Source organism: Alphaproteobacteria bacterium, assembly GCA_040905865.1.
GTDB lineage: Bacteria > Pseudomonadota > Alphaproteobacteria > UBA8366.
Map to the genome: position 1 here is coordinate 1 of JBBDQU010000045.1, position 26,435 is coordinate 26,435.

General features: G+C 63.0%; 27 protein-coding genes. 18 read left to right on the plus strand and 9 right to left on the minus strand.

Translation table 11 applies throughout. From position 1 onward, the window contains the following. A partial coding sequence (locus WD767_08815; protein ID MEX2616183.1) for a methyltransferase domain-containing protein occupies nt 1-800 on the plus strand: 800 nt, incomplete at its 5' end. Nucleotides 801-877: 77 nt separating this feature from the next. Here the strand turns inward: WD767_08815 and WD767_08820 are convergent. From WD767_08820 to WD767_08830, 3 genes are all read right to left on the minus strand, one after another. Beyond that, the gene (locus tag WD767_08820) at nt 878-1,078 is read right to left on the minus strand and encodes a hypothetical protein (protein ID MEX2616184.1); all 201 of its coding nucleotides are present in this window, start codon (nt 1,076-1,078) and stop codon (nt 878-880) included. Then, nucleotides 1,078-2,187 carry an S-(hydroxymethyl)glutathione dehydrogenase/class III alcohol dehydrogenase gene (locus WD767_08825; protein ID MEX2616185.1) on the minus strand — a complete coding sequence of 370 codons (1,110 nt, stop codon included), beginning with the start codon at nt 2,185-2,187 and terminating at the stop codon, nt 1,078-1,080. The genes WD767_08820 and WD767_08825 overlap by 1 nt, the downstream gene beginning before the upstream one ends. Nucleotides 2,188-2,298: 111 nt before the next feature. Continuing rightward, a complete protein-coding gene (locus WD767_08830) occupies nt 2,299-3,066 on the minus strand; it encodes an aldolase/citrate lyase family protein (GenBank protein ID MEX2616186.1) in 768 nt (255 codons plus the stop codon). 88 nt (nt 3,067-3,154) lie between these two features. On the opposite strand from WD767_08830, the gene WD767_08835 reads away from it, so the two are divergent. After that, nucleotides 3,155-3,667: an aromatic-ring-hydroxylating dioxygenase subunit beta gene (locus WD767_08835; protein MEX2616187.1), complete on the plus strand. Its 513-nt coding sequence runs from the start codon at nt 3,155-3,157 to the stop codon at nt 3,665-3,667. A gap of 216 nt (nt 3,668-3,883) precedes the next feature. Here WD767_08835 and WD767_08840 read toward each other — a convergent pair whose 3' ends face one another. From WD767_08840 to WD767_08855, 4 genes are all read right to left on the minus strand, one after another. Then, on the minus strand, nt 3,884-4,036 hold the full coding sequence (locus WD767_08840) for a hypothetical protein (protein ID MEX2616188.1): 153 nt from the start codon (nt 4,034-4,036) through the stop codon (nt 3,884-3,886). After that, nucleotides 4,033-4,200, minus strand: coding sequence for a hypothetical protein (locus tag WD767_08845; protein MEX2616189.1), 168 nt, complete (start codon nt 4,198-4,200; stop codon nt 4,033-4,035). The genes WD767_08840 and WD767_08845 overlap by 4 nt, the downstream gene beginning before the upstream one ends. Nucleotides 4,201-4,263: 63 nt before the next feature. Continuing rightward, nucleotides 4,264-5,151 carry an amidohydrolase family protein gene (locus tag WD767_08850; GenBank protein ID MEX2616190.1) on the minus strand — a complete coding sequence of 296 codons (888 nt, stop codon included), beginning with the start codon at nt 5,149-5,151 and terminating at the stop codon, nt 4,264-4,266. A 78-nt stretch (nt 5,152-5,229) separates the two neighbouring features. Then, entirely contained in the window at nt 5,230-7,509 is a 2,280-nt protein-coding gene (locus WD767_08855) for an aconitate hydratase (GenBank protein ID MEX2616191.1), read from the minus strand. Nucleotides 7,510-7,623: 114 nt separating this feature from the next. Here WD767_08855 and WD767_08860 point away from each other — a divergent pair, with 114 nt between their 5' ends. Then, nucleotides 7,624-8,532, plus strand: a complete 909-nt coding sequence (locus WD767_08860) for a LysR family transcriptional regulator (GenBank protein ID MEX2616192.1) — start codon at nt 7,624-7,626, stop codon at nt 8,530-8,532. Nucleotides 8,533-8,560: 28 nt separating this feature from the next. Here the strand turns inward: WD767_08860 and WD767_08865 are convergent, their stop codons facing one another. Further along, nucleotides 8,561-9,319, minus strand: a complete 759-nt coding sequence (locus WD767_08865; GenBank protein ID MEX2616193.1) for a glucose 1-dehydrogenase — start codon at nt 9,317-9,319, stop codon at nt 8,561-8,563. 228 nt (nt 9,320-9,547) lie between these two features. Between WD767_08865 and WD767_08870 the strand changes: the two genes are divergently transcribed. The 15 genes from WD767_08870 (at nt 9,548) to WD767_08940 (ending at nt 25,400) form a co-directional block, all read left to right on the plus strand. Further along, nucleotides 9,548-10,351, plus strand: coding sequence for a 3-hydroxybutyrate dehydrogenase (locus WD767_08870; GenBank protein ID MEX2616194.1), 804 nt, complete (start codon nt 9,548-9,550; stop codon nt 10,349-10,351). Between the two features lie 319 nt (nt 10,352-10,670). Continuing rightward, the gene (locus tag WD767_08875; GenBank protein ID MEX2616195.1) at nt 10,671-12,269 is read left to right on the plus strand and encodes an ABC transporter substrate-binding protein; all 1,599 of its coding nucleotides are present in this window, start codon (nt 10,671-10,673) and stop codon (nt 12,267-12,269) included. A 365-nt stretch (nt 12,270-12,634) separates the two neighbouring features. After that, nucleotides 12,635-14,233 (plus strand): ABC transporter substrate-binding protein, encoded by a 1,599-nt coding sequence (locus WD767_08880; protein ID MEX2616196.1) that lies wholly within the window; start codon nt 12,635-12,637, stop codon nt 14,231-14,233. Nucleotides 14,234-14,533: 300 nt separating this feature from the next. After that, nucleotides 14,534-16,132, plus strand: a complete 1,599-nt coding sequence (locus WD767_08885) for an ABC transporter substrate-binding protein (protein MEX2616197.1) — start codon at nt 14,534-14,536, stop codon at nt 16,130-16,132. A 143-nt stretch (nt 16,133-16,275) separates the two neighbouring features. Beyond that, nucleotides 16,276-17,223 (plus strand): ABC transporter permease, encoded by a 948-nt coding sequence (locus tag WD767_08890; GenBank protein ID MEX2616198.1) that lies wholly within the window; start codon nt 16,276-16,278, stop codon nt 17,221-17,223. Nucleotides 17,224-17,255: 32 nt separating this feature from the next. Next, entirely contained in the window at nt 17,256-18,149 is an 894-nt protein-coding gene (locus WD767_08895) for an ABC transporter permease (GenBank protein ID MEX2616199.1), read from the plus strand. A gap of 80 nt (nt 18,150-18,229) precedes the next feature. After that, nucleotides 18,230-19,294 (plus strand): ABC transporter ATP-binding protein, encoded by a 1,065-nt coding sequence (locus WD767_08900; GenBank protein ID MEX2616200.1) that lies wholly within the window; start codon nt 18,230-18,232, stop codon nt 19,292-19,294. Next, nucleotides 19,287-20,303 (plus strand): dipeptide ABC transporter ATP-binding protein, encoded by a 1,017-nt coding sequence (locus WD767_08905; protein ID MEX2616201.1) that lies wholly within the window; start codon nt 19,287-19,289, stop codon nt 20,301-20,303. Before WD767_08900 ends, WD767_08905 begins: the two co-directional genes overlap by 8 nt. Nucleotides 20,304-20,395: 92 nt before the next feature. Beyond that, the gene (locus WD767_08910; GenBank protein MEX2616202.1) at nt 20,396-20,860 is read left to right on the plus strand and encodes a MarR family transcriptional regulator; all 465 of its coding nucleotides are present in this window, start codon (nt 20,396-20,398) and stop codon (nt 20,858-20,860) included. Next, on the plus strand, nt 20,857-21,330 hold the full coding sequence (locus WD767_08915; GenBank protein ID MEX2616203.1) for a MaoC family dehydratase N-terminal domain-containing protein: 474 nt from the start codon (nt 20,857-20,859) through the stop codon (nt 21,328-21,330). The genes WD767_08910 and WD767_08915 overlap by 4 nt, the downstream gene beginning before the upstream one ends. Nucleotides 21,331-21,349: 19 nt before the next feature. After that, on the plus strand, nt 21,350-22,090 hold the full coding sequence (locus tag WD767_08920; protein MEX2616204.1) for an SDR family oxidoreductase: 741 nt from the start codon (nt 21,350-21,352) through the stop codon (nt 22,088-22,090). An 85-nt stretch (nt 22,091-22,175) separates the two neighbouring features. After that, nucleotides 22,176-22,985, plus strand: coding sequence for an enoyl-CoA hydratase/isomerase family protein (locus WD767_08925; GenBank protein ID MEX2616205.1), 810 nt, complete (start codon nt 22,176-22,178; stop codon nt 22,983-22,985). Between the two features lie 58 nt (nt 22,986-23,043). Then, on the plus strand, nt 23,044-24,675 hold the full coding sequence (locus WD767_08930; GenBank protein MEX2616206.1) for an AMP-binding protein: 1,632 nt from the start codon (nt 23,044-23,046) through the stop codon (nt 24,673-24,675). Between the two features lie 143 nt (nt 24,676-24,818). Beyond that, nucleotides 24,819-25,097: a type II toxin-antitoxin system RelE/ParE family toxin gene (locus WD767_08935; protein MEX2616207.1), complete on the plus strand. Its 279-nt coding sequence runs from the start codon at nt 24,819-24,821 to the stop codon at nt 25,095-25,097. A gap of 12 nt (nt 25,098-25,109) precedes the next feature. Continuing rightward, a complete protein-coding gene (locus tag WD767_08940; GenBank protein MEX2616208.1) occupies nt 25,110-25,400 on the plus strand; it encodes a HigA family addiction module antitoxin in 291 nt (96 codons plus the stop codon). A gap of 166 nt (nt 25,401-25,566) precedes the next feature. Here WD767_08940 and WD767_08945 read toward each other — a convergent pair whose 3' ends face one another. Then, the gene (locus WD767_08945; protein MEX2616209.1) at nt 25,567-26,394 is read right to left on the minus strand and encodes a transposase; all 828 of its coding nucleotides are present in this window, start codon (nt 26,392-26,394) and stop codon (nt 25,567-25,569) included. Nucleotides 26,395-26,435: the final 41 nt, after the last annotated feature.

A 26,435-nucleotide genomic window follows, 5' to 3' on the forward strand; every position in this document is an offset into this window, starting at 1 on the left:
AAGTCTACGGCAAGACCTTCGGTGCAAACCCCGCCGAGAACTACCAACGTTTCTTCGTCCCCGCCATTGGCGCGCCTGTGGCGGAGGACCTCATCGCCAGCGCCGGCCTGCAACCGGCGGAGCGCGTGCTCGATGTCGCCTGCGGCACCGGGGTGGTGACGCGGCTGGCGGCGGAGCAGGTCGGCGCCGCCGGTTCGGTGACCGGCCTCGACATACACCCGGGGATGCTGGCGGTGGCCGGTGCCACGACCCCCTCCGGCATGGCCGTGAACTGGCGGCAGGCGGACGCCGAGTCGCTACCGTTTCCGGATAGTGCATTCGACGTGGTGCTTTGCCAGATGGGACTGCAGTTCGTCACTGGCAAGCTCACCGCGTTTCGCGAAATGCGGCGCGTCCTGGCGACTGGCGGACGGGTCCTCGTCAGCGTACCCGGACCGAAGCCGCCCCTGTTCGCGATCCTGACCGAGGCACTGGCCCATCATTTCGGCCCGCAAGCCGCCGCTTTCGGAGAGCGGGTGTTCTCGATGCACGACGTCGACGAGATCAAGGAACTGATGCGCAGCGCCGGCTTCCAAACCGTCGCCGTGGAAGCGAAGCGCAAGCACCTTCGCCTGCCGCCACCAGCAGATTTCCTGTGGCAGTATGTCTTCAGCACACCGCTCGCCGAAGCGGCGGCCCAAGCTGACGCGACCCAGCGCGAGGCCTTGGAGCGCGATGTCTGCGAGCAGTGGCAGGCGTTTGTGGTGGACGGCTTCCTGCCCATGGAAGTGAGGATGACGACCGCGAGGGCGCTGAAGTAGATGCGGGAAGCGGGGCCGGCGGGGCCCGGCAGTGCCAAGGTGCTATGAAGGCATATTACCCTTGGCGCCTGCCGACCTCAGTCGAAGTCGAACAGGTCGTCGAGGCGTAGCGGGCGCCCTGCAGCAGCGGCTGCCGATGCAGCGGGCGGTGCAGCGGGGCGACGCTTTGGGGCATCCGGGACGCTCAGGAGGGAGCGGTCGGTCGCCGCCGAGGCATGGCGATAGACGCCCTGCGTGCCGCCATGGCTGCGGACGCTGGAAACCGTCTCGAGCGCCATCAGTAGAGAACCACCGAGCGGATGCTCTCGCCGGCGTCCATGAGCTCGAAGCCCCTGTTGATCTCCTCGAGGGCGAGGACGTGGGTGATCATCGGGTCGATCTCGATCTTGCCGTTCATGTACCAGTCGACGATCTTCGGCACGTCGGTGCGGCCGCGCGCGCCGCCGAAGGCCGTGCCCTTCCACTGCCGCCCGGTGACGAGCTGGAACGGGCGCGTTGAAATTTCCGCTCCCGCCGGCGCGACGCCGATGATCACCGAAACGCCCCAGCCCTTGTGGCAGCATTCCAGCGCCTGGCGCATCACGCTCACATTGCCGATGCATTCGAAGGAATAATCCGCGCCGCCCTTCGTCAGGTCGACCAGATAGGGAACCAGGTCGCCGCCGACCTCCGACGGGTTGACGAAATGGGTCATGCCGAACTGTTCCGCCAGTGCCTTGCGGTTCGGGTTCAGGTCGACGCCGACGATCATGTCCGCCCCGGCGATCCGCGCGCCCTGCACCACGTTCAGCCCGATACCGCCCAGCCCGAAGATCACCACATTCGCCCCCGGCTCCACCCTGGCGGTGTTGATCACCGCGCCGATGCCGGTGGTGACGCCGCAGCCGATATAGCAGACCTTGTCGAAGGGCGCGTCCTCGCGGATTTTCGCCAGCGCGATTTCCGGCAGCACCGTGTAATTGGCGAAGGTCGAGGTGCCCATGTAATGGAAGATTTTCTCGCCGCCGATGGAAAACCGGCTGGTGCCGTCCGGCATCACCCCCTGGCCCTGGGTCACGCGGATCGCCTGGCACAGGTTGGTCTTGCCGCTGGTGCAGTATTCGCACTGCCGGCATTCCGGCGTGTACAGCGGGATGACGTGGTCGCCCTTCTTCAGGCCGGTGACGCCCGGCCCGGTATCGACGACCACGCCCGCGCCCTCATGCCCCAGGATGGCGGGGAAGATACCTTCCGGGTCGGCGCCGGACAGGGTGAATTCGTCGGTGTGGCAGATCCCGGTGGCCCTGATCTCGACCAGCACCTCGCCGGCCTTCGGTCCTTCCAGCTGAACCGTTTCGATTGTCAGCGGCTTTCCGGCCTGCCGGGCGACTGCGGCGCGTACATCCATCGAAAAATCTCCCCGTCCTGTCCTCGTTATGGCGTTCGGGAAACGTGCCTGACGGTCGCGGCGTTTTCAAGGGCGGCGGGAGGTGCGAATTGTCCCGCCGCCGCCGGTATCTCAGCCGACCTTGGCCCTGAACGCGTCGAGCTGCTGGCGCGCGCCGGCGATCATGCAGTTCATGTCGGAGGTCAGCATCACCATGTCGAAGCCGCGCTCGATCGCGCCCGCCGCGAATTCCGCCCCGGCGCAATGCATGACGCATTTGATGCCGGCCTTGTGCGCCGCCGCGAGGATTTTGTCGCAGGTGGCGAGATGGGTCGGATCCGGGTTGTCGGCGCGCGGCGGCATGCCCAGCGCGTAGGACAGGTCGGCCGGCCCGATATAGACCGCGTCAAGCCCCGGCGTGGCGCAGATGGCGTCCAGGTTGGCGAGGCCTTCCTGCGTTTCGATCATCGCCATGACGATGATCTCGTCATTGGCTTCCTCGAAGTAATTGGCGCCGCCGTAATGCGCGGCGCGCACCGGCCCCGAGGACCGCATGCCGACCGGCATGTAGCGGCACGCGGCCACCGCTTTCGCGGCTTCCGCCGCATTGTTGACCAGCGGCACGATGACGCCATAGGCGCCGAGGTCCAGCGCCTTCATGATCGCCGCCGGGTCGTTCCAGGCGACGCGCACGATGGGGGTCGTCTCGGTCTGCGAGATCGCCTGCAGCATCGGCAGGATGTCGCCCAGTTCCGAGGTGCCGTGCTGCAGGTCGACGCACAGCGCATCGAAGCCCTGCCGCGCCATGAGCTCGGCCGAGAACCCGTGCGCGATGGAAAGCCAGCCCAGGGTCGTCGGTTTGCCGTCACGCCACATCTGCCTGATCTTGTTCGGTCGCATAATCATTCCTCGAATATTGTTCAGTTCGGAGCAGAGCGGCCGGCGCCGGGAACAGCGCCCGGATGGCCGGCCCGGCGATTCCCGCAGGGTGCCTTTTTATCGCCGCGTCGTCGAGTCCCCGTCGATCCGCGCCAGGGACCGCGCGCTGCACTATAATGACGACGGCGCCGGCATCGTCATGATGGGCGGGCACGAGGCGCAATCGCAGAAATTCCGCGCCAGCGAGGCGGCGATCCGCGGCTTCTGGAAGCATTACCGCGCGGCGCACGAGGCGGGGATGCGCCAGGGCGTCATGTACGCGGCAACGAAGGGCATGCTGCTCGACCGCGTCTTCACGATCCGCAACGCCAATCTGTTCGAACCGCACCGCTACCGCCACGTGATCGGGCAGGTGCGGCTGAAGGGCGTGGAAGACGGCACGGCGCTGGCGCACGCCCCCTTCATCGCCGCGCGCATCATGCAGACCGGCGAAACGACGCTGTTCGCGACGGGCCGGTACCTGGACAGGATCGACATTTCCGGCCCGGAATACCGTTTCACGGAACGGATCGTGGTGCTGGACAGCGACCGCATCGACACGCTGCTGGCGATCCCGCTGTAGGCCGGGCTCCGGGCAGGTCGCGGCGCTGCCGCGACTGGATCCCGCATCAAGTGCGGGATGACAGCGATAGCGGTTTCACGCTTAGCCCAACCCACGCACCGTCATCCCGCACGCCCAACTGTCATCCCGCACGGCCAACCGTCATCCCGCACGCCCAACTACTGTCATCCCGCACTTGATGCGGGATCCATGGTGCATCTCGTGCCGGCGGTACGCCTATCCCGCCATTTTCTGCGCCACGGCCGCCTGCAGCGCGAAGACGGTGTCCACCGATTTCGACGCCCGGACCGACATCATCAGCGACATGCCGCCGGAATCGAGGCGCTGTTTCGTGCGGTTGCACAGCACGTCATTCATGTCGTCGCTCATGGCCGGTTTCTCCCTACGCGGTGTCTGTCTTGCGGTTCCATGCCGATGGATTGCATCACCCGGTCGTCGCGGTAATAGCATTGCGCCGTCACGGCGGCGACCGGCCCCGCATCGCCGGACGCACCGGCGCCGATGATCAGGACGTCTACGGGTTCTTCGGACACGCTTTTCCCCCCTCGTCGGAATGCACGAATGGTAGGCGGCGAATCCGTGTCCTTCAAGCGCCTCTAGAACCCGTACAACGCCTCCGCGTTGTCCACCAGGATCTTGCGCCGCACCGCCTCGTCCGGCGCCCAGTCGGCGAGGTGGTCCATCAGCGCGCCGTCATTGGGCATGATCCCCTTGATTGCCGGATGCGGCCAGTCGGTGCCCCAGACCACGCGGTCCGCATTGGCCGCGATCAGCGCCTGCGCGAAGGGCGTGATATCGTCATAGGGCGTGCGGTCGCGCACCGTGATGCGATAGGTCCCCGTCAGCTTGACCCAGGCATTGCCGTCCCGCAACAGGTCGAGGAATTCGCGAAAGCCGGGATGGTCGACGCCGTTGTCGGTTTTCATGTAGCCCAGATGGCCGAAGGAGACCGGCACGGCCATGCTGTTGAAGGTGGCGCGCAGGTCCGGGAATTCATGGACATGAACCAGCAGTTCCAGGTGCCATCCCAGCGGCTTCAGCCGCTCGGTGAAGGCGCGCACCGCGCTGATATCGGCGAAGGGGTTACCGCCCTTGTCCACGATATTGACCCGCGCCCCGCGCGCGCCCCGCGCGTGGTATTCTTCCAGTTGCCGGTCAGTCACGCCGGCATCGACGGCGACGACGGCGCGGAACTTGCCGTTCATGCGGTCGACCACGTCCAGCATGCACGAATTGTCCGTGCCGTAGACGCTGGGCTGGGTCAGCACGGCGCGGTCGATTCCGCCCAGTGCCTTGTGCAATGCCAGATAGGAGTCGAGGGTCGCTTCGGGCGGCGTATAGCCGCGCCCGGTCGACCAGGGATAGTGCGGTTCCGTGCCGAAGATATGGGCGTGGCTGTCGATGGCGCCCGGCGGAATACTGAATTTTACGCGGGTCGGTTCGGGGTCCGGTCCCTGGCAGGCGGGGTAGCGGTCGTCGTTCACGGGCGGCTTCCTTGCTGAATATTTCGCGGCAGAATGACGGAGGGGTGAGCCTGCCGCAACCCCTCCCGCCACCGCCGGTCAGGCCGCCGCGCGCAGCACGTTGAGCGCGGAACCGGCGCGGAACCAGGCGAGTTGCGCGTCGGTATAGGAATGGCTGAGCGAGAGGGATTCCGTGGTCCCGTCCGCATGGCTGACCGCGCAGGTCACGGGTTTTCCCGGCGCCAGGCCGGACAGGCCGGTCAGGCTGATCCGGTCGTCCTCGCGGATGCGGTCGTAATCGCCCGGGTCGGTAAAGGTCAGGGCCAGAATCCCCTGCTTTTTGAGGTTGGTTTCGTGAATGCGGGCGAAGCTTCGGGCGATCACGGCGGCGCCGCCCAGCAGGCGCGGGGACAGGGCGGCGTGTTCCCGGCTGCTGCCTTCGCCATAATTGGTATCGCCGATGACCGCCCAGCGGATGTTTAGCGACTTGTAGTATCGCGCGATTTGAGAAAATTCCTGTCCGATTTTCCCGGTCAGCAGGTTCAAGCCGGCGCCTCTTTCGCCGCTATAGGCGTTGACGACGCCGGACAGCATGTTGTCGCTGCATTTGTCGAGATGCCCCCGAAAGCGGAGCCACGGACCCGCCGGCGAAATCTGGTCGGTTGTCGTCTTGCCCGTCGCCTTGGCCAGCACCGGCATGTCGGTATAATCCGCGCCGTCCCAGGCCGGCCATGGGTGCAGTATCTGCAGGCGGTTGCTGTCGGGGTCTATGGCCGGCTGTATAGAGCCGCCGTCCGCCGGCGGCGCGATATAGCTGTAGTCGCCTTTTTCAAAGCCGGATTCCGGCACTTCGGGCGCCGGGCCGGGCGCTTGCAGGCGGAACGGTTTCCCGTCCGCGCCCGTCAGGGTGTCCCGCCGGGGGTCGAAGGACAGCCGCCCTGCCAGCGCCAGCGCCATCACGATTTCCGGGCTGGCGATGAAGTTCATGGTGCCCGGCTGGCCGTCATTCCGGGCCGGAAAATTGCGATTGTACGACGTCAGGATCGTGTTCGGCGCGGGCTCGCCGTTCATGGCGCGCCGCCATTGCCCGATACAGGGACCGCAGGCATTGGCCAGCACCGTGCCGCCGACATCTTCCAGGATGCGCATCTGGCCGTCGCGCGCGATGGTCGCGCGGACCCGGTCCGAACCGGGGGTGATCAGCAGCGGCGCCGCGACCCTGACGCCCCGCGCATTGGCCTGGGCGGCAATGTCGGCGGTCCGGCTCATATCCTCGTAGGACGAATTCGTGCAACTGCCGATCAGCGCCGTCGAGATCGTGTCGACGAACCCGTTGCCGCCGTCCGATACTTCCGCCGCGAGTGCCGAAAGGGGCCGGGCCCGGTCCGGCGAATGGGGCCCGACCACATGCGGCTCCAGCGTCGTGAGATCGAGTTCTAGGACGACATCGTAATGGGATTGGGGGTCCGCCTCGCATTCCGGGTCCGGTTCCAGCAACGCCATGTTGGCGCGGGCGAGGGATGCGATCTCCGCCCGTCCGGTCGCCTCCAGATAGGCCGCCATGCGGTCGTCATAGGGAAAGACCGAGCTTGTCGCACCCAGTTCCGCCCCCATGTTCGTGATCGTCGCCTTGCCCGTGGCGCTGATCGTTCTGGCGCCGGGACCGATATACTCGACCACCGCGTTCGTGCCCCCGGCGACGCCAAGCTGCCCCGCGACCCACAGGATGACATCCTTCGGCGCGGTCCATCCGTCCATCGTTCCGGTCAGGACAATCGCGATGCGGCGCGGGTAGCGGACTTCCCAGGGCAGGCCGGACATCACCTCGACCGCATCGGCGCCGCCCACTCCGACGGCGCATCCGCCCAGCCCGCTGCCGTTCGGCGTGTGCGAATCCGTGCCGATGACCAGCCCGCCCGGAAAGGCGTAATTTTCCAGGATGACCTGATGGATGATCCCGGCGCCGGGTTCCCAGAACCCCAGCCCATAGTGGGCGGCCGCCGTGCGCAGGAAATCATAGACCTCCCGGCTTTCGCCCAGCGAGTCGCGCAGATCGTCTTCCGCCCCGTTTTGCGCGACGATCAGGTGGTCGCAATGGATCGATGTCGGCACCGCCACGCGGTCCAGCCCGGTCTGCATGAATTGCAGCATACCCGACTGGCCCAGCACATCCTGGAACGCCACCCGGTCCGGCCGCAGGGACAGGAAGCTCCGGCCGGGGATCAGTTCGCTGGTCTCCGGGTCATCAAGGTGGCCCAGCAGCAGCTTTTCGGAAAGCGTCAATGGCCGTCCGAGGCGCGTCCGGACCCACGCCAGGTTCGCCGCCGATTTCTCATAGGTTCCGGCGACCATCTTCACCGTGGTTTCCCCTGCAGCCATCGTATTGCCTCTCCTCTCATTGTCGGTACCAGCCCGTTGACAGGGAGATTAGCCTTGCCGCGCTCATTATCCAAATATATGTTTATGCCGATATTCATATGAAATATATATGATATGGACCTTCGTCACCTTCGCCATTTTGTCGCCGTCGCCGAGGAAGGCCATATCACCCGGGCGGCCGCCCGACTGGGTATGCAGCAGCCGCCGCTCAGCCAGTCGATTCGGGCGCTGGAGGACGAACTGGAACTGCAACTGTTCCGGCGCAAGCCGCGCGGGGTCGAACTGACCGAGGCCGGGCGCGGCCTTCTCGGCGATGCGCAGGCGATCCTGGCGCAGGTCGAACGGGCGCTGGGCAGGGCGAAGCGCACCGCGCGGGGCGAACAGGGGCGGCTCGTCATCGGCTTCACCAGTTCGGCTCCGTTTCATCCCTTCGTGCAGCATGTGATCCGCCTGTTCCGGGAACGGTATCCGCTGGTGTCGCTGGCGCTGGAGGAAAGCGGCACCAGCGACCTTGTCGATGCCCTGCGGACGGAACGGCTCGATGCCGGGTTCATCCGCTCGCCGGTACCCGATGGCGAAGGCCTTGCCGTCCATGAACTGTTCGAGGAACGGATGTTCGCGGCGCTGCCCGGGGATCACGCGCTTGCAACCGGTGGCGACGATGCGCCGCTGCCGCTGGCCGAGCTCGCGAGCGAACCCTTTGTGCTCTACCGCCGGTCATCGGGCCCCGGCCTGTATGATGCCATCACCGGCGCCTGCCACGCGGCGGGGTTCATGCCGCGGATCGAACAGGAAGCGCCGCGTATCGTCGCGACGCTCAACCTCGTCGCGGCGGGGCTGGGCGTGACCATCGTGCCGGAATCGCTGTGCGGCATGCGGCTGGGCGGCATCGCCTACCGCCCGCTTGCCGATACGCCCCGTCTCGTCGCCCCCATCCGGCTCGCCTGCCGCGCCACCGACCATTCCGCCGCCGCACAGCGCTTCGTCGCCCTGGTCCGCGCCGAGGCGCGATTGCTGGGATAATGCCGCGCGGAGGTGCCGGCCTGTCGCGTCACATGCTCATCGCGCCGCCGTCGATCACCAGTTCGGTGCCGGTGATATAGGCGGCCTCGTCCGAGGCCAGGAACAGCACGCCGTTGACGATCTCCCCGATGGTCCCGGCCCGTTTCATCGGCACGCGGTTCAGCCGCGCCTTCAGCGCCTGCGGATCGGGGAAGGCGGCGCGGAACATTTCCGTGTCGACCGGCCCGGGATGCACCGAATTGCAGCGGATATTGTCGTCGGCATGCTGCGTCGCCGTGACCTTGGAGAAGATGCGGATCGCGCCCTTGCTGGTCGCGTAGGCCGGTTCCTGGTGGCTGGACTGGCCCAGCCCGGCGACCGATGAAATATTGACGATGGCGCCGCCGCCGGCCGCGCGCATGGCGGGGATGGCGTATTTCGTGCCCAGGAACACGCCCTTCACATTGACATTGATGACCCGGTCCCATTCCTCGACCGTGCGGTCCTCGATGGCGACCCTGGGAATGACGATGGCGGCGTTGTTGATCAGGATATCCAGCCGGCCGAAGCGGCTGACGGCAAGGTCCACCGCCTTTTTCCAGTCCGCCTCGCGGGTCACGTCCAGGTGGACGTACACCGCCTCCCGGTCCATCGCCGTCATTTCGGCGGCGATGGCTTCGCCGTCGGAATCCGCAATGTCGCCGAACACGACTTTCGCGCCTTCTTCGGTAAAGCGCCGCACTTCCGCCGCGCCCTGCCCGCGCGACCCGCCGCTGATCAGCGCGACCTTGCCGTCAAGCCTGCCCATGGTGCTTCCTCCCGGTTGGTTGTGCCGGGAAGCTTAGCGCATGTGACGCGTCGTGATCGAGATACGTTCCGGCATGGATACTCGGATCAAGTCCACTGCTGTCCGGTTTAATTTCATGCCCAATTGAGCACCATCCGATTAGAGTGTTCGTCTTGGTCTGGATCGTATTCGATGAGTCGGTCTGGCGTGACGGACACTATATTAACGCGTAACGGGGGAAAAAATATCATGGCGGGAAGTCTTGCGGGGAAAAGCGCGGTTATCACCGGATCGATAGGTGGCATCGGGCTGGGTTACGCGAAGGTGCTGGCGAAGGAAGGTTGCGCCATCATGCTGAACGGGCTCGGCGATGCCGCCGAAATCGAGGCCACCAGGGCGGCGCTGGAAAACGAATTCGGCGTACAGGTCGTCTATAATGGCGCCGACCTGCGCAATGCGGACGAAGTCGTCGCCATGATCGGCGATGCGGATGCGCGGCTCGGCAAGGTCGATATCCTGGTCAACAATGCCGGCATGCAGCATCGCGCGTTCGTCGAGGATTTTCCCGTCGATATCTGGCGCCAGATGCTCGCGGTGAATGTCACGGCGGCGTTCCTGGCTATCCGCACCGTGCTGCCGCAGATGAAGGCCCGCAACTGGGGCCGGATCGTCAATACCGCGTCGGTCAACGCCCATGTCGGCACGCCGGAACTGTCCTGCTACACGGCCAGCAAGCATGCGATCCTGGGGCTGACGAAAGTGGTCGCCATTGAAACCGTCGAAACCGGCGTCACCTGCAACGCCATCTGCCCCGGTTCGGTCCGCAGCAATCTGAGCGAACACCGGATCGACACGTTCGCGGCCCAGCGCGGCCTGCCGAAGGAAGAAGCGGTGGACGCCTTTGTCGAAACGAAAATGCCGTACCACCAGCCGATGAAACGCTTCATCACGGTCGAGGAGGTGGCGGGCGCGCTCGGCTATCTGTGCAGCGAGGCCGGCGCGGCGGTGCGCGGCGCCTCCATCATGGTCGACGGCGGCTGGACGGCGCGATAGACAGGCAATGACGGTGCCGCCGTTATGGCTGCGGACCCTGACATTCGGCGTCAGCGGCGGTTCTCCGGGCAATTTTAGACCCTGTTTCAATAAGATGGCGGTTGACGCTCGCGTGCCGATGTTCAAAGATCGTAACGACGCAGCGAACTGTTTCCTGCGGAATGAGGGGCGGCGAGTGTTATCCGCCCGGGAAAATAACCAGAAGCAGGGGAACAGATACTCAGGTCTGACAAGCACAACAGTCCGGAATTCCAGCGGCAGATTTCTGCTTAACGATCAAAAAAATCGGAATCCGGCTTTTAGCAACGGGAGGCTAGGCATGAATCGAAGTATCAGGACAGTCGTCGGCATTGCGTCGGCGGTTGCAATGGGTCTCGTCGCGCAGGCGGCGATGGCGCAAAAGGACGGTGGTATCCTCAGGATGTATCACCGGGACACACCGCCCAGCGGGTCGATCCACGAGGAGGCGACCAACTCCACGACGTCGCCGTACATGGGCGTCTATAACAATCTGGTGATGTACGATCAGGGCATTGCCAAGGAGAGCATGGATACGATCGTGCCCGACCTCGCGACGGAATGGTCGTGGAACGCGGACAAGACGGCCCTTACCTTCAAGCTGCGCGAGGGTGTGAAATGGCACGACGGCAAGCCGTTTACGGCAGCCGACGTCAAGTGTACCTGGGACCTTCTTCAGGACAAGGGCCAGGCCAAATTGCGCAAGAACCCGCGCAAGGCATGGTACACCAACCTGAAAGAAGTCACGGTCGACAACGATTATCAGGCCACCTTCCATCTGAACCGCACCCAGCCGGCATTCATCGCGCTGCTGGCTTCCGGCTACTCGCCGGTTTACCCCTGCCACGTGCCGCCGGCCAAAATGCGGACCGCGCCGATCGGCACGGGCCCGTTCAAGTTCGTCGAACTGAAGCAGAACGAACGGATCGTATTCACGAAAAACGAGGAGTACTGGAAACCCGGCAAGCCGCATCTCGATGGCGTCCACTGGACGATTATCAAGAGCCGCGCAACCCGGATGCTGGCGTTTACGGCCGGCGAATTCGATATGACGTTCACGCATGACCTGCCGACGCCGTCGCTCCGCGAGCTTGCCCGCGAGAACCCCAACGCGCAATGCGACCTCACGACCACGGGCGGTGCGGCGAACCTGATCGTCAATCGCGACAAGCCGCCCTTCGACAATGCGGATATCCGCACGGCCATGGCGCTGACCATCGATCGTGACGCCTACAACACGATCCTCGGCGAGGGCGAGCACAAGGACGGGGGCGCAATGCTGCCGCCGCCAACCGGCAATTGGGGCATGCCGGAGGAGATGCTGCGGACGCTGCCGGGGTACGGCAAGGATGTCGCCGCGAACCGGGCGGAGGCCCGCAAGATTATGGAAAAGCTCGGCTACGGGCCGAACAACAGGCTTTCCATCAAGGTTTCGACCCGCAACAACGCCACGTATCGCGATCCGGCGGTGATCCTGATCGACCATCTGAAGGAAATCTATATCGATGGCACGCTGGACGTGATTGAAACGAGCAACTGGTTCAGCACGGTGGCCCGAAAGGATTATCAGGTCGGGCTCAACCTTACCGCGTCGGGCGTGGACGATCCGGACGCGATGTTCTACGAAAACTATGCATGCGGGTCGCAGCGGAACTACACGGGCTATTGCAATCCGGAACTGGAAAAGCTCTTCGAGAAGCAGTCGATGATGACCGACCAGGAAGAGCGCCGGAAACTGGTCTGGGAAATCGACAAGAAGCTGCAGCTCGATGGCGCCCGTCCGATCATCTTCCACTTCAAGTGGGGCAATTGCTGGCATCCCCACGTCAAGGGTCTCACAACCCATGTGAACAGCATGTATAACGGCTGGCGCATGGAAGACGCCTGGCTGGACAAGTAGACGACTGACCGGCTGCCCGGAACGGAGTGTTCTCCGTTCCGGATTCCGGCACATGGAACCGGTGCTTCGGCGCCGGTTTTTTGTATCCGTATGGGTAAATACCACCAAAAGCAGTGGGTTGACCGAGGCATTGTATCCCGTCGACGTGGATTGGGAGGGCCGATGCCGACATTTCGGCTATCTTCGCCGCCGATTCATTCCTTGTAAGACAAAGACTTATTCCCAACGGGAATAAATAACTTGGCATGCGGGAATGCATCAAACATAATCCTTGAAACGCTCGCCATCAGAAAATCCGGACCGGGACATTGCGGAATGAGTCGCATGAAATTCCCGGCGATGACGAACTACAGGGAGTTAGATTCATGTCGTCTACAATACGTACAGCGGCGGCTGTTGCGTCTGTGCTGGCAATTACGCTGGCGGCACAGGCAGCGATGGCCCAGAAAAGCGGCGGTATTCTTAAAGTCTACCACCGCGGGACGCCACCCAGCGGATCGATCCACGAGGAGGCGACCAATTCCACCGTATCGCCCTATATGGGGGTCTTCAACAATCTGGTCCTGTTCGACCAGCAGGTAGCGAAGGAAAGCCTCGATACAATCGTACCCGACCTTGCGACAAGCTGGTCGTGGAATGACGACAAGACGCAACTGACGTTCACGTTGCAGGAGGGCGTGCAATGGCATGACGGCAAGCCCTTTACGGCGGCCGACGTCAAATGCACCTGGGATATGATCCTGGATGCCGGAAAGACCAAACTGCGCAAGAACCCGCGCAAGTCCTGGTACAAGAATCTCGAAAAGGTCACGGTGAACGGCGAACGGGAAGCGACGTTTCACCTGAAGCGCAAGCAGCCGGCGTTCATCGCGTTGCTCGCCTCCGGATACTCGCCGGTATACCCGTGCCATGTATCGCCGCGGACGATGCGGACGACCCCAATCGGTACCGGGCCATTCAAGTTCGTCGAACTGAAGCAGAATGAAAGCGTGAAGTTCGCAAAGAATGAAAATTACTGGAAAGAGGGCAAGCCATATCTCGATGGCGTTGACTGGACAATCATCAAGAGCCGCTCGACCCGGGTTCTGGCGTTTATCGCAGGCGAATTCGACCTGACCTTCAATGTGGATATCACGGTGCCGCTGCTGAAGGATGTCAAGAAACAGGCGCCCGATGCCGTATGTGAAATGGTGGCGACAAACGTGTCCACCAATCTGATTGTCAATCGCGACAATCCCCCCTTCGACAATCCGGAAATACGCAAGGCGATGGTCCTGACGATCGACCGCCAGGCATTCGTCGACATTCTCGGTCATGGCGAAACTATTATCGGCGGCGCCATGTTGCCGCCCCCCAATGGGGGATGGGGATGGACGCCCGAATACATGGCGACGGTCGCGGGCTACAATCCGGATGTTGCGAATAACCGCGCCAGAGCGCGCAAGATCATGGAAAAGCTCGGTTACGGGCCGGATAACCGGCTGGCCGTCAATGTCGCGACGCGAAATATCGCGACGTATCGCGATCCGGCCGTCATCCTGATCGATCACCTGAAGGAAATCTATATCGACGGAACCCTTGATACGGTGGAGACCAGCAACTGGCATGCCAAGGTGGCCCGCAAGGATTATATGGTCGGACTGAACCTGACCGGGTCCGGCGTCGACGATCCGGATACCAATTTCTATGAAAACTATTCGTGCGGATCGCAACGTAACTATACCGGATACTGCAACCCGGAACTGGAAAAGCTGTTCGAACAGCAGTCGATGATGGAAGACCAGGACGCGCGGCGGAAGCTGGTTTGGGAGATCGACCGGAAATTGCAGGAAGACGGCGCGCGGCCGATTATTGCGCACAACAAGGGGGCCAACTGTTTCCACCCCTATGTGAAGGGCTTCGTGACCCACGTGAACAGCATCTACAACAACTGGCGGATGGAAGACGTCTGGCTTGACCGTTAACACGTACTGCGCGGCCCGGCGCATTGCGCCGGCGCCGCCCTGCTGATTGGGCCGGGCACCCGGAGCGCCCCGGGCACCCGGTCTTTTGCGTCCGGAAAAGTGGACCTAAGGCAACCTGAATACCATGCGGGTGTATCCGACTTTGCCGTGCCCGGACTGTCGCCGGCCTGGAAAACCATGTAGCGCTTGGCACGCCGGTGGGGATCGCGCATACTCGATGCTTCGGTCGCATGGAGATGGGTCAAGGCTATTGAGCCATCTGGACATTATCCATGCGGCAGGGTTAAGCGGGGGAAAACAATGAACAATATTATGCGCAGGACTGTGGCCGTTTCATCGGCGCTGGCCGTGACGCTGGTTGCGTCGATGGCGATGGCCCAGAAAAGTGGCGGCACACTGAAAATTTACCATCGGGATACCCCGCCAAGCGGGTCGATCCACGAAGAGGCGTCACATTCGACGTCGTCACCGTATATGGGTGTCTTCAATAATCTGGTCATGTTCGACAATGCCATCGCCAAGGAGAGCCTGGACACGATTGTCCCCGATCTGGCGACGGACTGGTCCTGGAACGACGACAAGACAAAACTGACCTTCAACCTGCGGGACGGCGTGAAATGGCATGACGGCAAGCCGTTCACGGCAAAGGATGTCAAATGCACCTGGGATCTGATCCTCGGGGAGGGCAAGGTCAAGCTGCGCAAGAACCCGCGCAAATCCTGGTATACGAATCTCGAACAGGTAACGGTTGACGGCGATCTGAAGGCCACGTTCCATCTGAAACGCATTCAGCCTGCGTTTATCGCGCTGCTGGCCGCCGGCTATTCGCCGGTCTATCCGTGCCACGTGCCGCCGGCCAAGATGCGGACAGCGCCGATTGGAACGGGACCGTTCAAGTTCGTCGAACTGAAGCAGAACGAAAGCGTGAAGTTCGTCAGGAACGAGAACTACTGGAAAGAGGGCCGGCCATACCTTGACGGCATCGACTGGACGATCATCAAGAGCCGTTCGACCAGGGTGCTGGCCTTTATCGCCGGCAAGTTCGACATGACCTACAACACCGACGTCCAGGTGCCGATGCTGAAGGACATTCAATCGCAGGCGCCGGATGCGATCTGCGAGATGGTTGCGACAAATGTGAGCACGAACCTGATCGTGAACCGCGATGCGCCGCCGTTCGACAATGCGGATATCCGCAGGGCGATGGTCCTGACCATCGACCGTCAGGCGTTTGTCGATATTCTCAGCCAGGGTGAAGCCTATATCGGCGGCGCGCTGCTGCCGCCGCCGCATGGCGGCTGGGGCTGGACACCGGAATACATGAAGACCGTTGCCGGCTATGATCCGGATGTTGCCGGTAACCGCGAAGAAGCGCGCAAGATCATGAAGGGTCTCGGCTACGGCCCGGAAAACACGCTGAAGATCCAGGTTGCGACCCGGAACATCGCGACCTATCGCGACCCGGCGGTGATTCTGATCGATCACCTGAAGGAAATCTACATCGACGCGACGCTGGATACGGTCGAGACCAGCAACTGGCACGCCAAGGTGGCCCGGAAGGATTACCAGGTGGGCCTCAACCTCACCGGGACGGGGGTCGACGATCCGGACGTGAACTTCTTTGAGAACTATTCCTGTGGTTCACAGCGGAACTATACCGGCTATTGCGACAAGGAAATCGACGCGCTGTTTGTCAAGCAGTCGATGATGGAAGACCAGGACGAGCGCCGCAAGCTGGTGTGGGAAATCGACAAGAAGCTCCAGGAAGACGCTGCGCGCCCGCTTATCCAGCACAACAAGGCGGGTAACTGCTTCCACCCTTATGTGAAGGGCTTCGTGACCCATGTGAACGGCGTCTACAACAACTGGCGGATGGAGGATGTATGGCTCGACAAGTGATGTATGGCTCGACAGGTAATGTCGGGCGACGGCAAAAGGGCGGATAAACCGCTCGCCGTGACATAACGATAATCCGGTCCGCCGTGCGCGGCGGACCGGTGAACAGGAATGCGGGTGAATGCCTGACCCGCTGGAGGTGACGGATGAGTACGTATCTGGTCAAGCGATTCCTGCTGATGCTGCTGACGCTCATCGGTATTTCGATCATCATTTTCGTGATGCTCCGGTTAATGCCGGGCAACATCGTCGATATCATGTTCGACTCGGCCGGCTTCGTCGATCCGGCTGAAAAGGCCAACATCGAAAGGGAACTCGGCCTCGATCTGCCGATTCCGGTACAGTATTTCCACTGGATAACCGGACTGATGCGCTGGGACCTGGGCTTTTCCTATGTTTCCGAAATGCCGGCGATCGATGAACTGGGCCCCCGTATTCCGATCACGGCCAAACTCGCCGCGCTTTCGCTGTTCTTTTCCGTCCTGTTCGGCCTGCCGCTCGGCGTTATCAGCGCGGTGAAGCAGGATACGGCGCTGGATTATACGCTGCGCGTTGTCAGCCTGAGCGGGTTGTCGCTGCCATCCTTCTGGCTGGCGCTGCTGATCCTGATGTTCTTCGTCAGCTATTTCGGCAGCATTCCCATCTATACCGATACGCCCGACAGCTGGTGGGAGGAACTCAAGATGTACACGATCCCCGCCGCGGCGGTCGGCTTCCGAAGTTCGGCGCTGATCATGCGCCTGACGCGGTCGTCGATGCTGGAGGTCATGCGGCAGGATTATATCCGGACGGCACGGTCGAAGGGCGCGTCGGAGAATTCGATCAACTACCACCACGCGCTCAAGAATGCGGTGCTGCCGGTTCTGACAATCATCGGCATCGAGGCTGCGTTCCTGATCGGCGGGCTGATCATCACCGAAACGGTATTCAACATCCCCGGCGTGGCGCATTTCCTCGTGGAGGCGATCCTGATGCGGGATTATCCGATCGTGCAGAATCTGGTGATGCTCATCGCGGTCGTTGTGGTGGTGATCAACTTCCTGGTGGATATGGCCTACGCGTCGCTGGATCCGCGTATCAAGTATTCCGACTAGCCCGGCCAACCTGAAACAAGGATGACTGAATCATGGTAAATATTGAGCATCAGGCGGAATTGACCCGGGCCGGCGCCAATGTGCACAGCCGCTGGGATGCCTTCGTTCACTTTTGCCGCCGCTATCCGCTTGGCGCCGCCGGCGCCCTGATCGTGCTGATTTTCGTCCTGGCGGCCATATTCGCCGACGTCATCGCCACACACGATCCCCTGTCGACGGATGCCGGGGCGTCACTCGCGCCGCCCAGCGCCGAACACAGCCTCGGCGCGGACATGATGGGCCGCGACATGTACAGCCGCATCGTTCACGGCGCACGCATATCCCTGATCGTGGGGATCGCATCGACGCTGCTGGGGGGCTTTATCGGCATCGTTATCGGGCTGATGTCCGGCTACCTGATGGGCTGGGTCGATCTTATCCTGCAGCGGCTCATCGATATCATGCAGGCCCTGCCGCTGCTTGTTCTGGCGCTGGTCATGGCGGCGTCGCTGGGGCCGTCCCTGGAGAATACGATAATCGCGATTTCCATACCGCTCGTGCCGAATATCGCGCGGGTCGTCCGGTCCAGTACGCTTTCACTGCGCGAAATGCCGTTTGTGGAGGCCGCCCGCGCCGGGGGGATGAGCGAATGGCGCGTCGCCATCCGCCACGTCCTGCCCAATACGCTGGCGCCGCTGATCGTGCTCGGCACGGCGCAGCTGGGCGCGGCGATCCTGGTCGAAGCCTCCCTGTCCTTCCTCGGGCTGGGCGTGCCGGAGCCGCATCCGTCCTGGGGGCGCATGCTGTCCGAATCGGCCGCTGAATACGTGCGGGTTGCGCCGTGGCTGGTCATCTTCCCCGGCCTCGCCATCAGCGCGGCGGTGTTCGGCACCAATCTTCTGGGTGACGCGCTGCGCGACATGCTCGATCCAAGGCAGCGCAGCTAGGCGGTGGCCGGATCATTTTTTGAACGCAAACGCAGCAATCCTGCCTGCCACATAAAACAATAACGTTGGACAGTGGAAACATGGACGAGACAGCAACAGACATCCGGGAAATTCCCGTCGAGGCGCCGCAAAGCAACGAGATTGCCCTGGAAGTAGAGGGGCTGAAGACGTATTTCTTCACCCGCCAGGGCGTCGTGAAGGCGGTCGACGGAGTCTCCTTCTACCTGCGCAAGGGGGAAACGCTCGGCATCGTCGGCGAATCCGGTTGCGGCAAGAGCATTACCGCGCTCTCGCTCATGCGGCTGGTGCCGGACCCGCCGGGCAGAATCCTGGGCGGCAAGGTAGTTCTGGACGGGGTCAACCTGCTGGACCTCAGCGAAACGCAAATGCGGAAAATCCGCGGCAACGAAATCTCCATGATTTTTCAGGAGCCGATGACGTCTCTGAACCCGGTGCTGACCATCGGCCACCAGATCAGCGAAGCGCTGATCCTGCACCAGGGCATGTCGAAGACGGAGGCGCTGGCCCGTTCGACCGAGATGCTGCGGCTGGTGAAGATCCCCGAAGCCGAGCAGCGGGTGAAGGAATACCCCCATCAGCTTTCCGGCGGCATGCGCCAGCGGGTGATGATCGCCATGGCGCTGGCCTGTAACCCGAAAGTGCTGATCGCCGACGAGCCGACGACGGCGCTGGACGTCACCATCCAGGCGCAGATCCTGGACCTGACGCTGGAACTGCAGAAGAAACTGGGCACGGCGATGGTGCTGATTACCCATGATCTCGGTGTCATTGCGGAAACCGCGCAGCGCGTGATCGTCATGTATGCCGGCCGGAAGGTCGAGGAAACCGACGTGGTGGCGCTGTTCGGCGAGCCGTTGCATCCCTATACGCACGGGCTTCTGGCCTCCGTCCCGCATCTTGCGATCATGAGCGGCAGGGATTCCGATATCGAGGAACGGCTGATGGAAATACCCGGCATCGTGCCGCCGCTGAGCGACCTCCCGCCGGGATGCACGTTTGCCCCGCGCTGCAAGTTTGCCGACGAGAAATGCACCGGCGAATATCCGCCCTATGAGGAAAAGCGGCCGGGCCACTGGGCGGCCTGCTGGCATTCGGACCGTCTGTATGGAGAAAAAAATGACTGACGTGACGACTGCCGCCGCGGAAGCGGTTGCTGCACAGGCGGGTGGCGCAGCGCCGGTCCTGGAAGTTACCGGCCTGAAAAAGCATTTCCCGATCAAATCAGGTATCCTGTCCCGTACGACGCGAAAGGTGTATGCCGTCGACGGCGTCAGTTTTGCCATCAAACAGGGGGAAACCCTGGGTCTTGTGGGCGAAAGCGGGTGCGGCAAGACGACGGTCGGCCGCACGGTGCTGCGGCTCGTCGAGCCGACGGAAGGCACGATCAGGATCGACGGCGCCGACATTACCCATATGCCCAAGAGCGAGTTGCGGCCCTATCGCCGCGACATGCAGATCATTTTCCAGGATCCGTTCTCGTCGCTGAATCCGCGCATGTCCGCCGGCGACATCGTCGGCGAATCCCTGAAGATCCATGACATCGTTCCGTCGAAGGACCGGCAGGACCATGTGGCGGCGCTGTTCGACCGCGTCGGCCTGCGCCGGGCGCAGATGGAAGCCTTCCCGCACCAGTTCTCCGGCGGTCAGCGCCAGCGCATCGGTATCGCGCGCGCCCTTGCCTATAATCCAAAGCTGATCGTTGGCGATGAACCGGTGTCGGCGCTCGACGTGTCGATTCAGGCGCAGGTCATCAATCTGCTGATGGACCTCCAGAAGGAATTCAACCTCTCCTACCTGTTCATCGCCCATGACCTGGCGGTCGTGGAACATATCAGCCACTACATCGCGGTGATGTATCTCGGCCGGATTGTCGAATACACGGACAAGAAGACGCTCTTCACCAGCCCGCGTCATCCCTATACCGAAGCGCTGCTGTCCGCCGTGCCCATTCCGGACCCGACGATCAAACGGGTCAAGAGAATCCTGCAGGGCGACGTGCCAAGCCCGATCAGCCCGCCGTCGGGCTGCCATTTTCACACCCGATGCCCCTATGCGGAGGAACGCTGCCGGGTTGAAACGCCGCTGCTGAAGGAAGTCGCGCCCGGTCACGTCGTGGCCTGCCATCTGCGCTAATGGCGATCGATTCTTCGCCCGCGCGGCAAATTCGTTTGCAACCTAATTATTAGCCTCCTATCATCATCCGTCTGAATGGCGGACGATGCGGAATGGAATCGGGGGCGAACGATCTCATCGACAATTTTGCGGCGCGGCTCGCGGAGACCGCGCAACGCTGGCGCAATACGCTCGATGTCCGGCTCGGCCCGCTGGGGCTCAGCCAGGCGCGGGGACTCATCCTGCATCATCTCGCCAGCCATGGCGACGGATTGAAACAGAATGCGCTGGCCGATATTGTCGGTATCCGCGGGTCGACGCTGGTACGTCAGCTCGACCGGCTGGAAGCGGACGGTCTGGTTGAACGCCACAACGATCCCGACGACCGGCGCGCCAAGACAATCCACCTGGCGGAAAAGGCGGCGCCCGTTATCGTCGAACTCGAAAGGCATATCCGCGACCTGCGGCGCGAATTGCTGTCCGGACTGACGGACGAACAACTGAAAACCTGCTTTGGCGTGTTCGACCACGTCCAGGCGCGCATCGATACGAAGAGAGAAAAGGAAACCGGGGAATGAGTGCCGAAAAAATACCCTATGTCGGGCTGGGCCTGTACTGGAACGACCTCACGGTCGGCCAGAAATTCCGGACGATCAACCGGACCATCACGGAAACCGACCTGGTGAACTTCATCAACGCGACCGGGCTGCTGGAGGTGATCTTCACCGACCATACGTTCGGCGAGGAACAGGGCGCCGCGATCAGGGGGCGGCCCGTGCCCGGCGCGCTCTGCTACAGTTTTATCGAGGGCATTCTCGCCCAGTCGACGATGCAGCATACCGGCCTCGCCATGCTGGAAACGAACCTGAAGGTGCAGGGCCCGACCGTCGTTGGCGACACCATCCACTGTGTGGTCGAGGTAACGGCGATCCGGCCGACCAGCAAGGGCAACCGGGGAATCGTCTCGACCCGCAACGACATCGTCAACCAGAAGGGCGAAACACCGATCACCTATACGGTCACGCGCATGATGGCCGGACACGACTGAATTCAGAAGGGAAGCAAAAATGAAACTCGATGGCAAGAATATCGTCGTCACCGGCGGCGCATCCGGCATCGGCCGGGCGACGGTGCAGACCCTTTGCGAGGCGGGCGGCCGCGTCTTTTTCGGCGACATCAACGAGGCAGGCGGCGCCGAAACGGTCGGTCTGGCCAAGGGCGGGGAAGCGATCTTCCACCGGCTCGATATCGCCGATGACGCGTCCATCGCCGCGTTCCGCGATGCCGCGCTGGCGAAGTGCGGGCAGATCGATATCGTCGCGAATGTCGCCGGCTGGGACGTCATCCAGCCCTTCGTCGAAAACACGCAGGATTTCTGGGACAAGATCGTCGCCATCAACCTGATGGGCCCGGTCAAGGTGACGCGCTCCTTCCTCGACCCCATGATCGAACGGAACGCCGGCAAGATCATCAATGTGTCGAGCGACGCCGGGCGCGTCGGCAGCATGGGCGAAACCATGTATGCGGGCGCCAAGGGCGGCGTCATCGCCTTCACGAAATCGCTGGCGCGGGAAATGGCCCGCCACCGCATCAACGTGAACTGCGTCTGCCCGGGACCGACCGATACGCCGCTGTTCGCCGCGCAGTCGGAACGCATGCAGCAGGCGCTGACCAAGGCCATTCCGTTCAAACGCCTGGCGCAGCCCCATGAAATCGCCGATGCGATCCTGTTCTTCGCCAGCGGGCGGTCGGACTATCTGACCGGGCAGGTACTCAGCGTCAGCGGCGGCCTGACCATGGTCGACTGAATAAAAGAAAATCCCGAGCGGACGAAATCGTCCGCGACGACGCATTTGCGGCATAAAAGAACAATTTCCACCGGAGGGAGCGACAATGTCCGACCGTTACGCAAAATATACGAAATTCGAGTTCGACTACCCCGCGGACCGCGTGCTGCGGATCACCCTGAACAATCCGAAGACCTATAATTCGCTGGATGCCGAGGGGCACAAGCAGTTCACCTATATCTGGCGGGATATCGACGACGACCCGGATATCAGCGCGGTGATCCTCACCGGCAAGGGCAAGGCCTTCTCGTCCGGCGGCGATTTCGGCATGATCGAAGCCAATATGAACGACGAAAGGCAGCGCATCCAGGCGTGGAAGGAAGCGCGCGACCTCGTCTACAACATCATCAACTGCAACAAGCCGATCATTTCCGCGATCAATGGCGTCGCGGTCGGCGCCGGCCTCGTGGCGGCGCTGCTGGCGGATATATCCATCGCCGGCAAGGCCGCCAAGATCGTCGACGGGCATACCCGCCTCGGCGTCGCGGCGGGTGACTGCGCGGTGATCAACTGGCCGCTGCTCTGCGGCATGGCCAAGGCGAAATACCTTCTGATGCTGTGCGAACCGGTGGACGGCGAAACCGCCGACAGGCTGGGCCTCGTATCCATGTGCGTCGAGGACGACGAATTGCAGGACAAGGCGCTGGAAGTCGCGAACCGGCTGGTGGCCGGGCCGCCCAGCGCCATCCGCTGGACCAAATATGCGCTCAACAACTGGTACCGCATGATGGGCCCGGCCTACGATGCCTCTACGGCGCTGGAAATGCTCGGCTTTGCCGGCTCCGAGGTCCGCGAGGGGCTGGCGGCGCATCTGGAAAAGCGCAAGCCGAACTTCGATCCGGAATCGCCCGTTTAGGGAACCGCTTGCCGCGAAACGCGGTTACGCCGGAAGGGCACATTTCGGGAGGAATGCCGTGGCCTTCGAACTGCAAACGCCGCCCGCGCGCATCGATTATTTCCGGCGCAGCGGGCTCTGGCCGAATCGCCTCGTCACCGATTGTTTCGACGCGGCGGTGGCGGCGTATCCGGACCGCGCCGCCGTCATCGGCTATGACAGCCAGGCGGCGACGCGGGTTTCGTTCACCTATGCGGAACTCGGCCGCTTCGTCGACCGGGTGGCGCTGGGGTTGATCGAAACCGGGATCGAACCGGGCGATGTGGTGTCGGTGCAACTGCCGAACTACTGGCAGTTCGCGGTCCTGCATCTCGCCTGCGTCCGCATCGGTGCGATCACCAACCCGCTGATGCCGATCTTCCGCCAGCGCGAACTGTCCTTCATGCTGCCCTTCGCCGGGGCGAAGGCGGTCTTCGTGCCGCGCCGCTATCGCGGTTTCGACTATCCGGCGATGATCGACGCGCTGCGCGGCGATGCGCCGGACCTGCGGCATGTCTTCGTCATCGAGGGGCCGGAGCCGGAGGCGTTCCTGTCCCTGTTCCCGGACAGCACCCGCGACCGGGATGCGGAATACGCCGCCCGCAAACCCGACCCCAACGACGTCTCGCTGCTGCTCTACACCTCCGGCACCACGGGCCAGCCCAAGGGGGTGATGCATAACCAGAACACGCTGATCGGCAACCTGGTGAAATTCGTCGAACGGATCGAACTCACGCCCGACGATGTCATCCTGATGCCCTCGCCGCTGGCCCATCTGACCGGGTTCGGTTACGGGCTGGTGATGCCGGTCTTCCTCGGCGCCACGGCGGTGCTGATGGATGTGTGGGACCCGGCGAAGGCCGCGCGGATCGTCCAGGACGAGCGGGCCACCTTCTGCATGGCGTCGACGCCCTTCCTCGCCGACCTCGCCAATGCGCCGGCGGTGGATGACTGCGACATGGGCAGCCTGCGGATATTCCTGACCGCCGGCGCGCCGATCCCGCGCGTGCTGGTGGAACGGGCGCAGGCCCGGCTGGGCGCCACGGTGGTCGCCTGCTGGGGGATGACCGAAAACGGCGCCGCCGCCATGACCCGGCCAAGCGATCCGCCGGACCGGATATTCGAATCCGACGGCGGGGCGCTGGACGGCATGGAGGTGCGGGTCGTCGACGACAACGACATCCCGGTGCCGACCGATACCGAAGGACGGCTGCAGGTGCGCGGCGCGTTCAACTTCGTCGGCTACCTGAAACGGCCGGAACTTTTCGCCACCGACGCCGACGGCTGGTTCGATACCGGCGACAACGCCCGCATGCGCGCCGACGGCTATATCCGCATCAGCGGCCGCAGCAAGGACGTGATCATCCGCGGCGGCGAGAACATCCCGGTGGTGGAGGTCGAGGAACTGCTCTACCGCCACCCGGCGGTGCAGGACGCCGCCATCGTCGCCATGCCCGACGACCGCCTCGGCGAACGCGCCTGCGCCTTCGTCACCCTGAAACCGGACGCGAAGGGGCTGACGTTCGAGGAAATGGTCGCGTACCTGACCGATAAGAACATGGCGAAGAACTATTTCCCGGAACGCCTGGAAGTCATCGACGAAATGCCCCGCACCGCCAGCGGCAAGATCCAGAAATTCCAGCTAAGGGAGCGCGTGGCGCGGGGCGGGTAAACGCGGCGAGGGGCGGGTAAACGCGGCGAGGGGCGGTAGCGTCAGGTAAAAACGCGAACTGTTTATTTTGACAGGCAATACGCACAAAATAAGATCTGACTCCGGATCTTGTAATATGATAAGTGACGGGTTACATTCCGCTCATGATCGTCGGCTTTCGGCACAAGGGGCTGAAGCTCCTATACGAGAAGGGGAATCGGCGCCGCGTGTCGCCCGAGCAGGCCGATAAGGTGGAGCGCATCCTTGCCCGTCTGGACGAGGCGACTGAACCCGCCAACATGGACCTGCCCGGATACCGCTTTCATCCCCTGAAGGGCGATCTGGCGGGATTCTGGGCGGTCAGCGTCTCGGGCAACTGGCGCATCATCTTCCGCTTCGACGGCATTCATGCCTGCGACGGGGATCTGGTCGACTACCATTAGGAGGACGAAGACATGGCGATGAAGAATCCGCCGCATCCGGGACTGTCGGTGCGTCACGATTGTCTGGTACCGTTGGGCCTCAGCGTGACCGAGGCTGCAAAAAGTCTCGGCGTCAGTCGCAAGCAGGTATCGGATATCGTCAACGGCCATTCCGGAATCTCACCCGAGATGGCGATTCGTCTCGACAAGGCCTTCGGTGGCGGCGCGGAAACGTGGTACCGGCTCCAGGCCGCCTACGATCTCGCTCGCGCCATGGAACGTGCCGATGAAATCAAGGTGAAGCGCGTGCAGTACGCAGCGTGAGTACCCGGACGGGGTCAGGTTGAGCTGATCCCGGAGCTGGACGCCGCCATCGTCGCGATGCCCGACGAATGTGACTTTGTGTGTGACTTCGGGGTCAGGTCTTGTTCTGTGCGTTGAAAGCCTTCACGGCGCGGCTGACGGTGCTGGGGTATTTGTGACTTCGGGGTCAGGTCTTGCTTTGTGCATCGAAAGCCTTCACCGCGCGGCTGACGGTGCTGGGATAGACGCCGTAATAGCGTGCCACCGCCGTGCGGCTGTGATGGCCGTCCCGGCAGGCCCGCGCCATCGCTTCCGCCCGTTCGGGGTAGCGCTCGTCATACCACGCGATCTCCGGCGACAGGGCGGCCAGCGTGGCGCGCGGATGTTCCGGGCTGAACCGTCCCGCCTTCGCCTTCAGCGCCGCCGCGAAATCATCCCCGCCATAGCACAGCTGGCCCCGCGCTTCCGGCGCCGGCGCGTCCTTCGCCGCCAGCGCGGCAATGCCGGCGGCCCGGCCCCGGCGCACGCCCAGCTCATCCCACAACGGCGCCGGGTCGAACCACGCCACCCGCCCTTTCCCCGCGTTGAACCGGTAGGACGACCACGGCCAGTCCGCCGCCGCCTTCGCCAGCCCGGCCTCGACCGGGTTGCGCAGCACATAGGCGCAAACCTGTGTCAGATACGCCGATGTTTCCACCGGCAGCGCCTTGTAGCGCCCCTGGAACAGATGGCCGCGCCGCGAGTGGCGGCGGTTGAAGCGCTGGCTGTAAACGCCGAGCAATTGCCGCATGCCCCGCGACAGGGTCGGCCGATCCGTCGCGGCGACGAGGTGGAGGTGATTGTCCAGCAGGCAATAGCACAGCACCCGCCAGCCCGCTTCGCCGCACATAGCCCCCAGGACCGACAGGAACTCCGCCCGGTCGTCATCGTCGCGGAACACCGCGTCGCCGCCATTGCCCCGCGCCATGATGTGATACACGGCGCCTGCGTATTCGATCCTCAGCGGACGCGCCATGCCATCCTTCCTCCCGGGTCAGGAAATGCCCTTATTCCGAC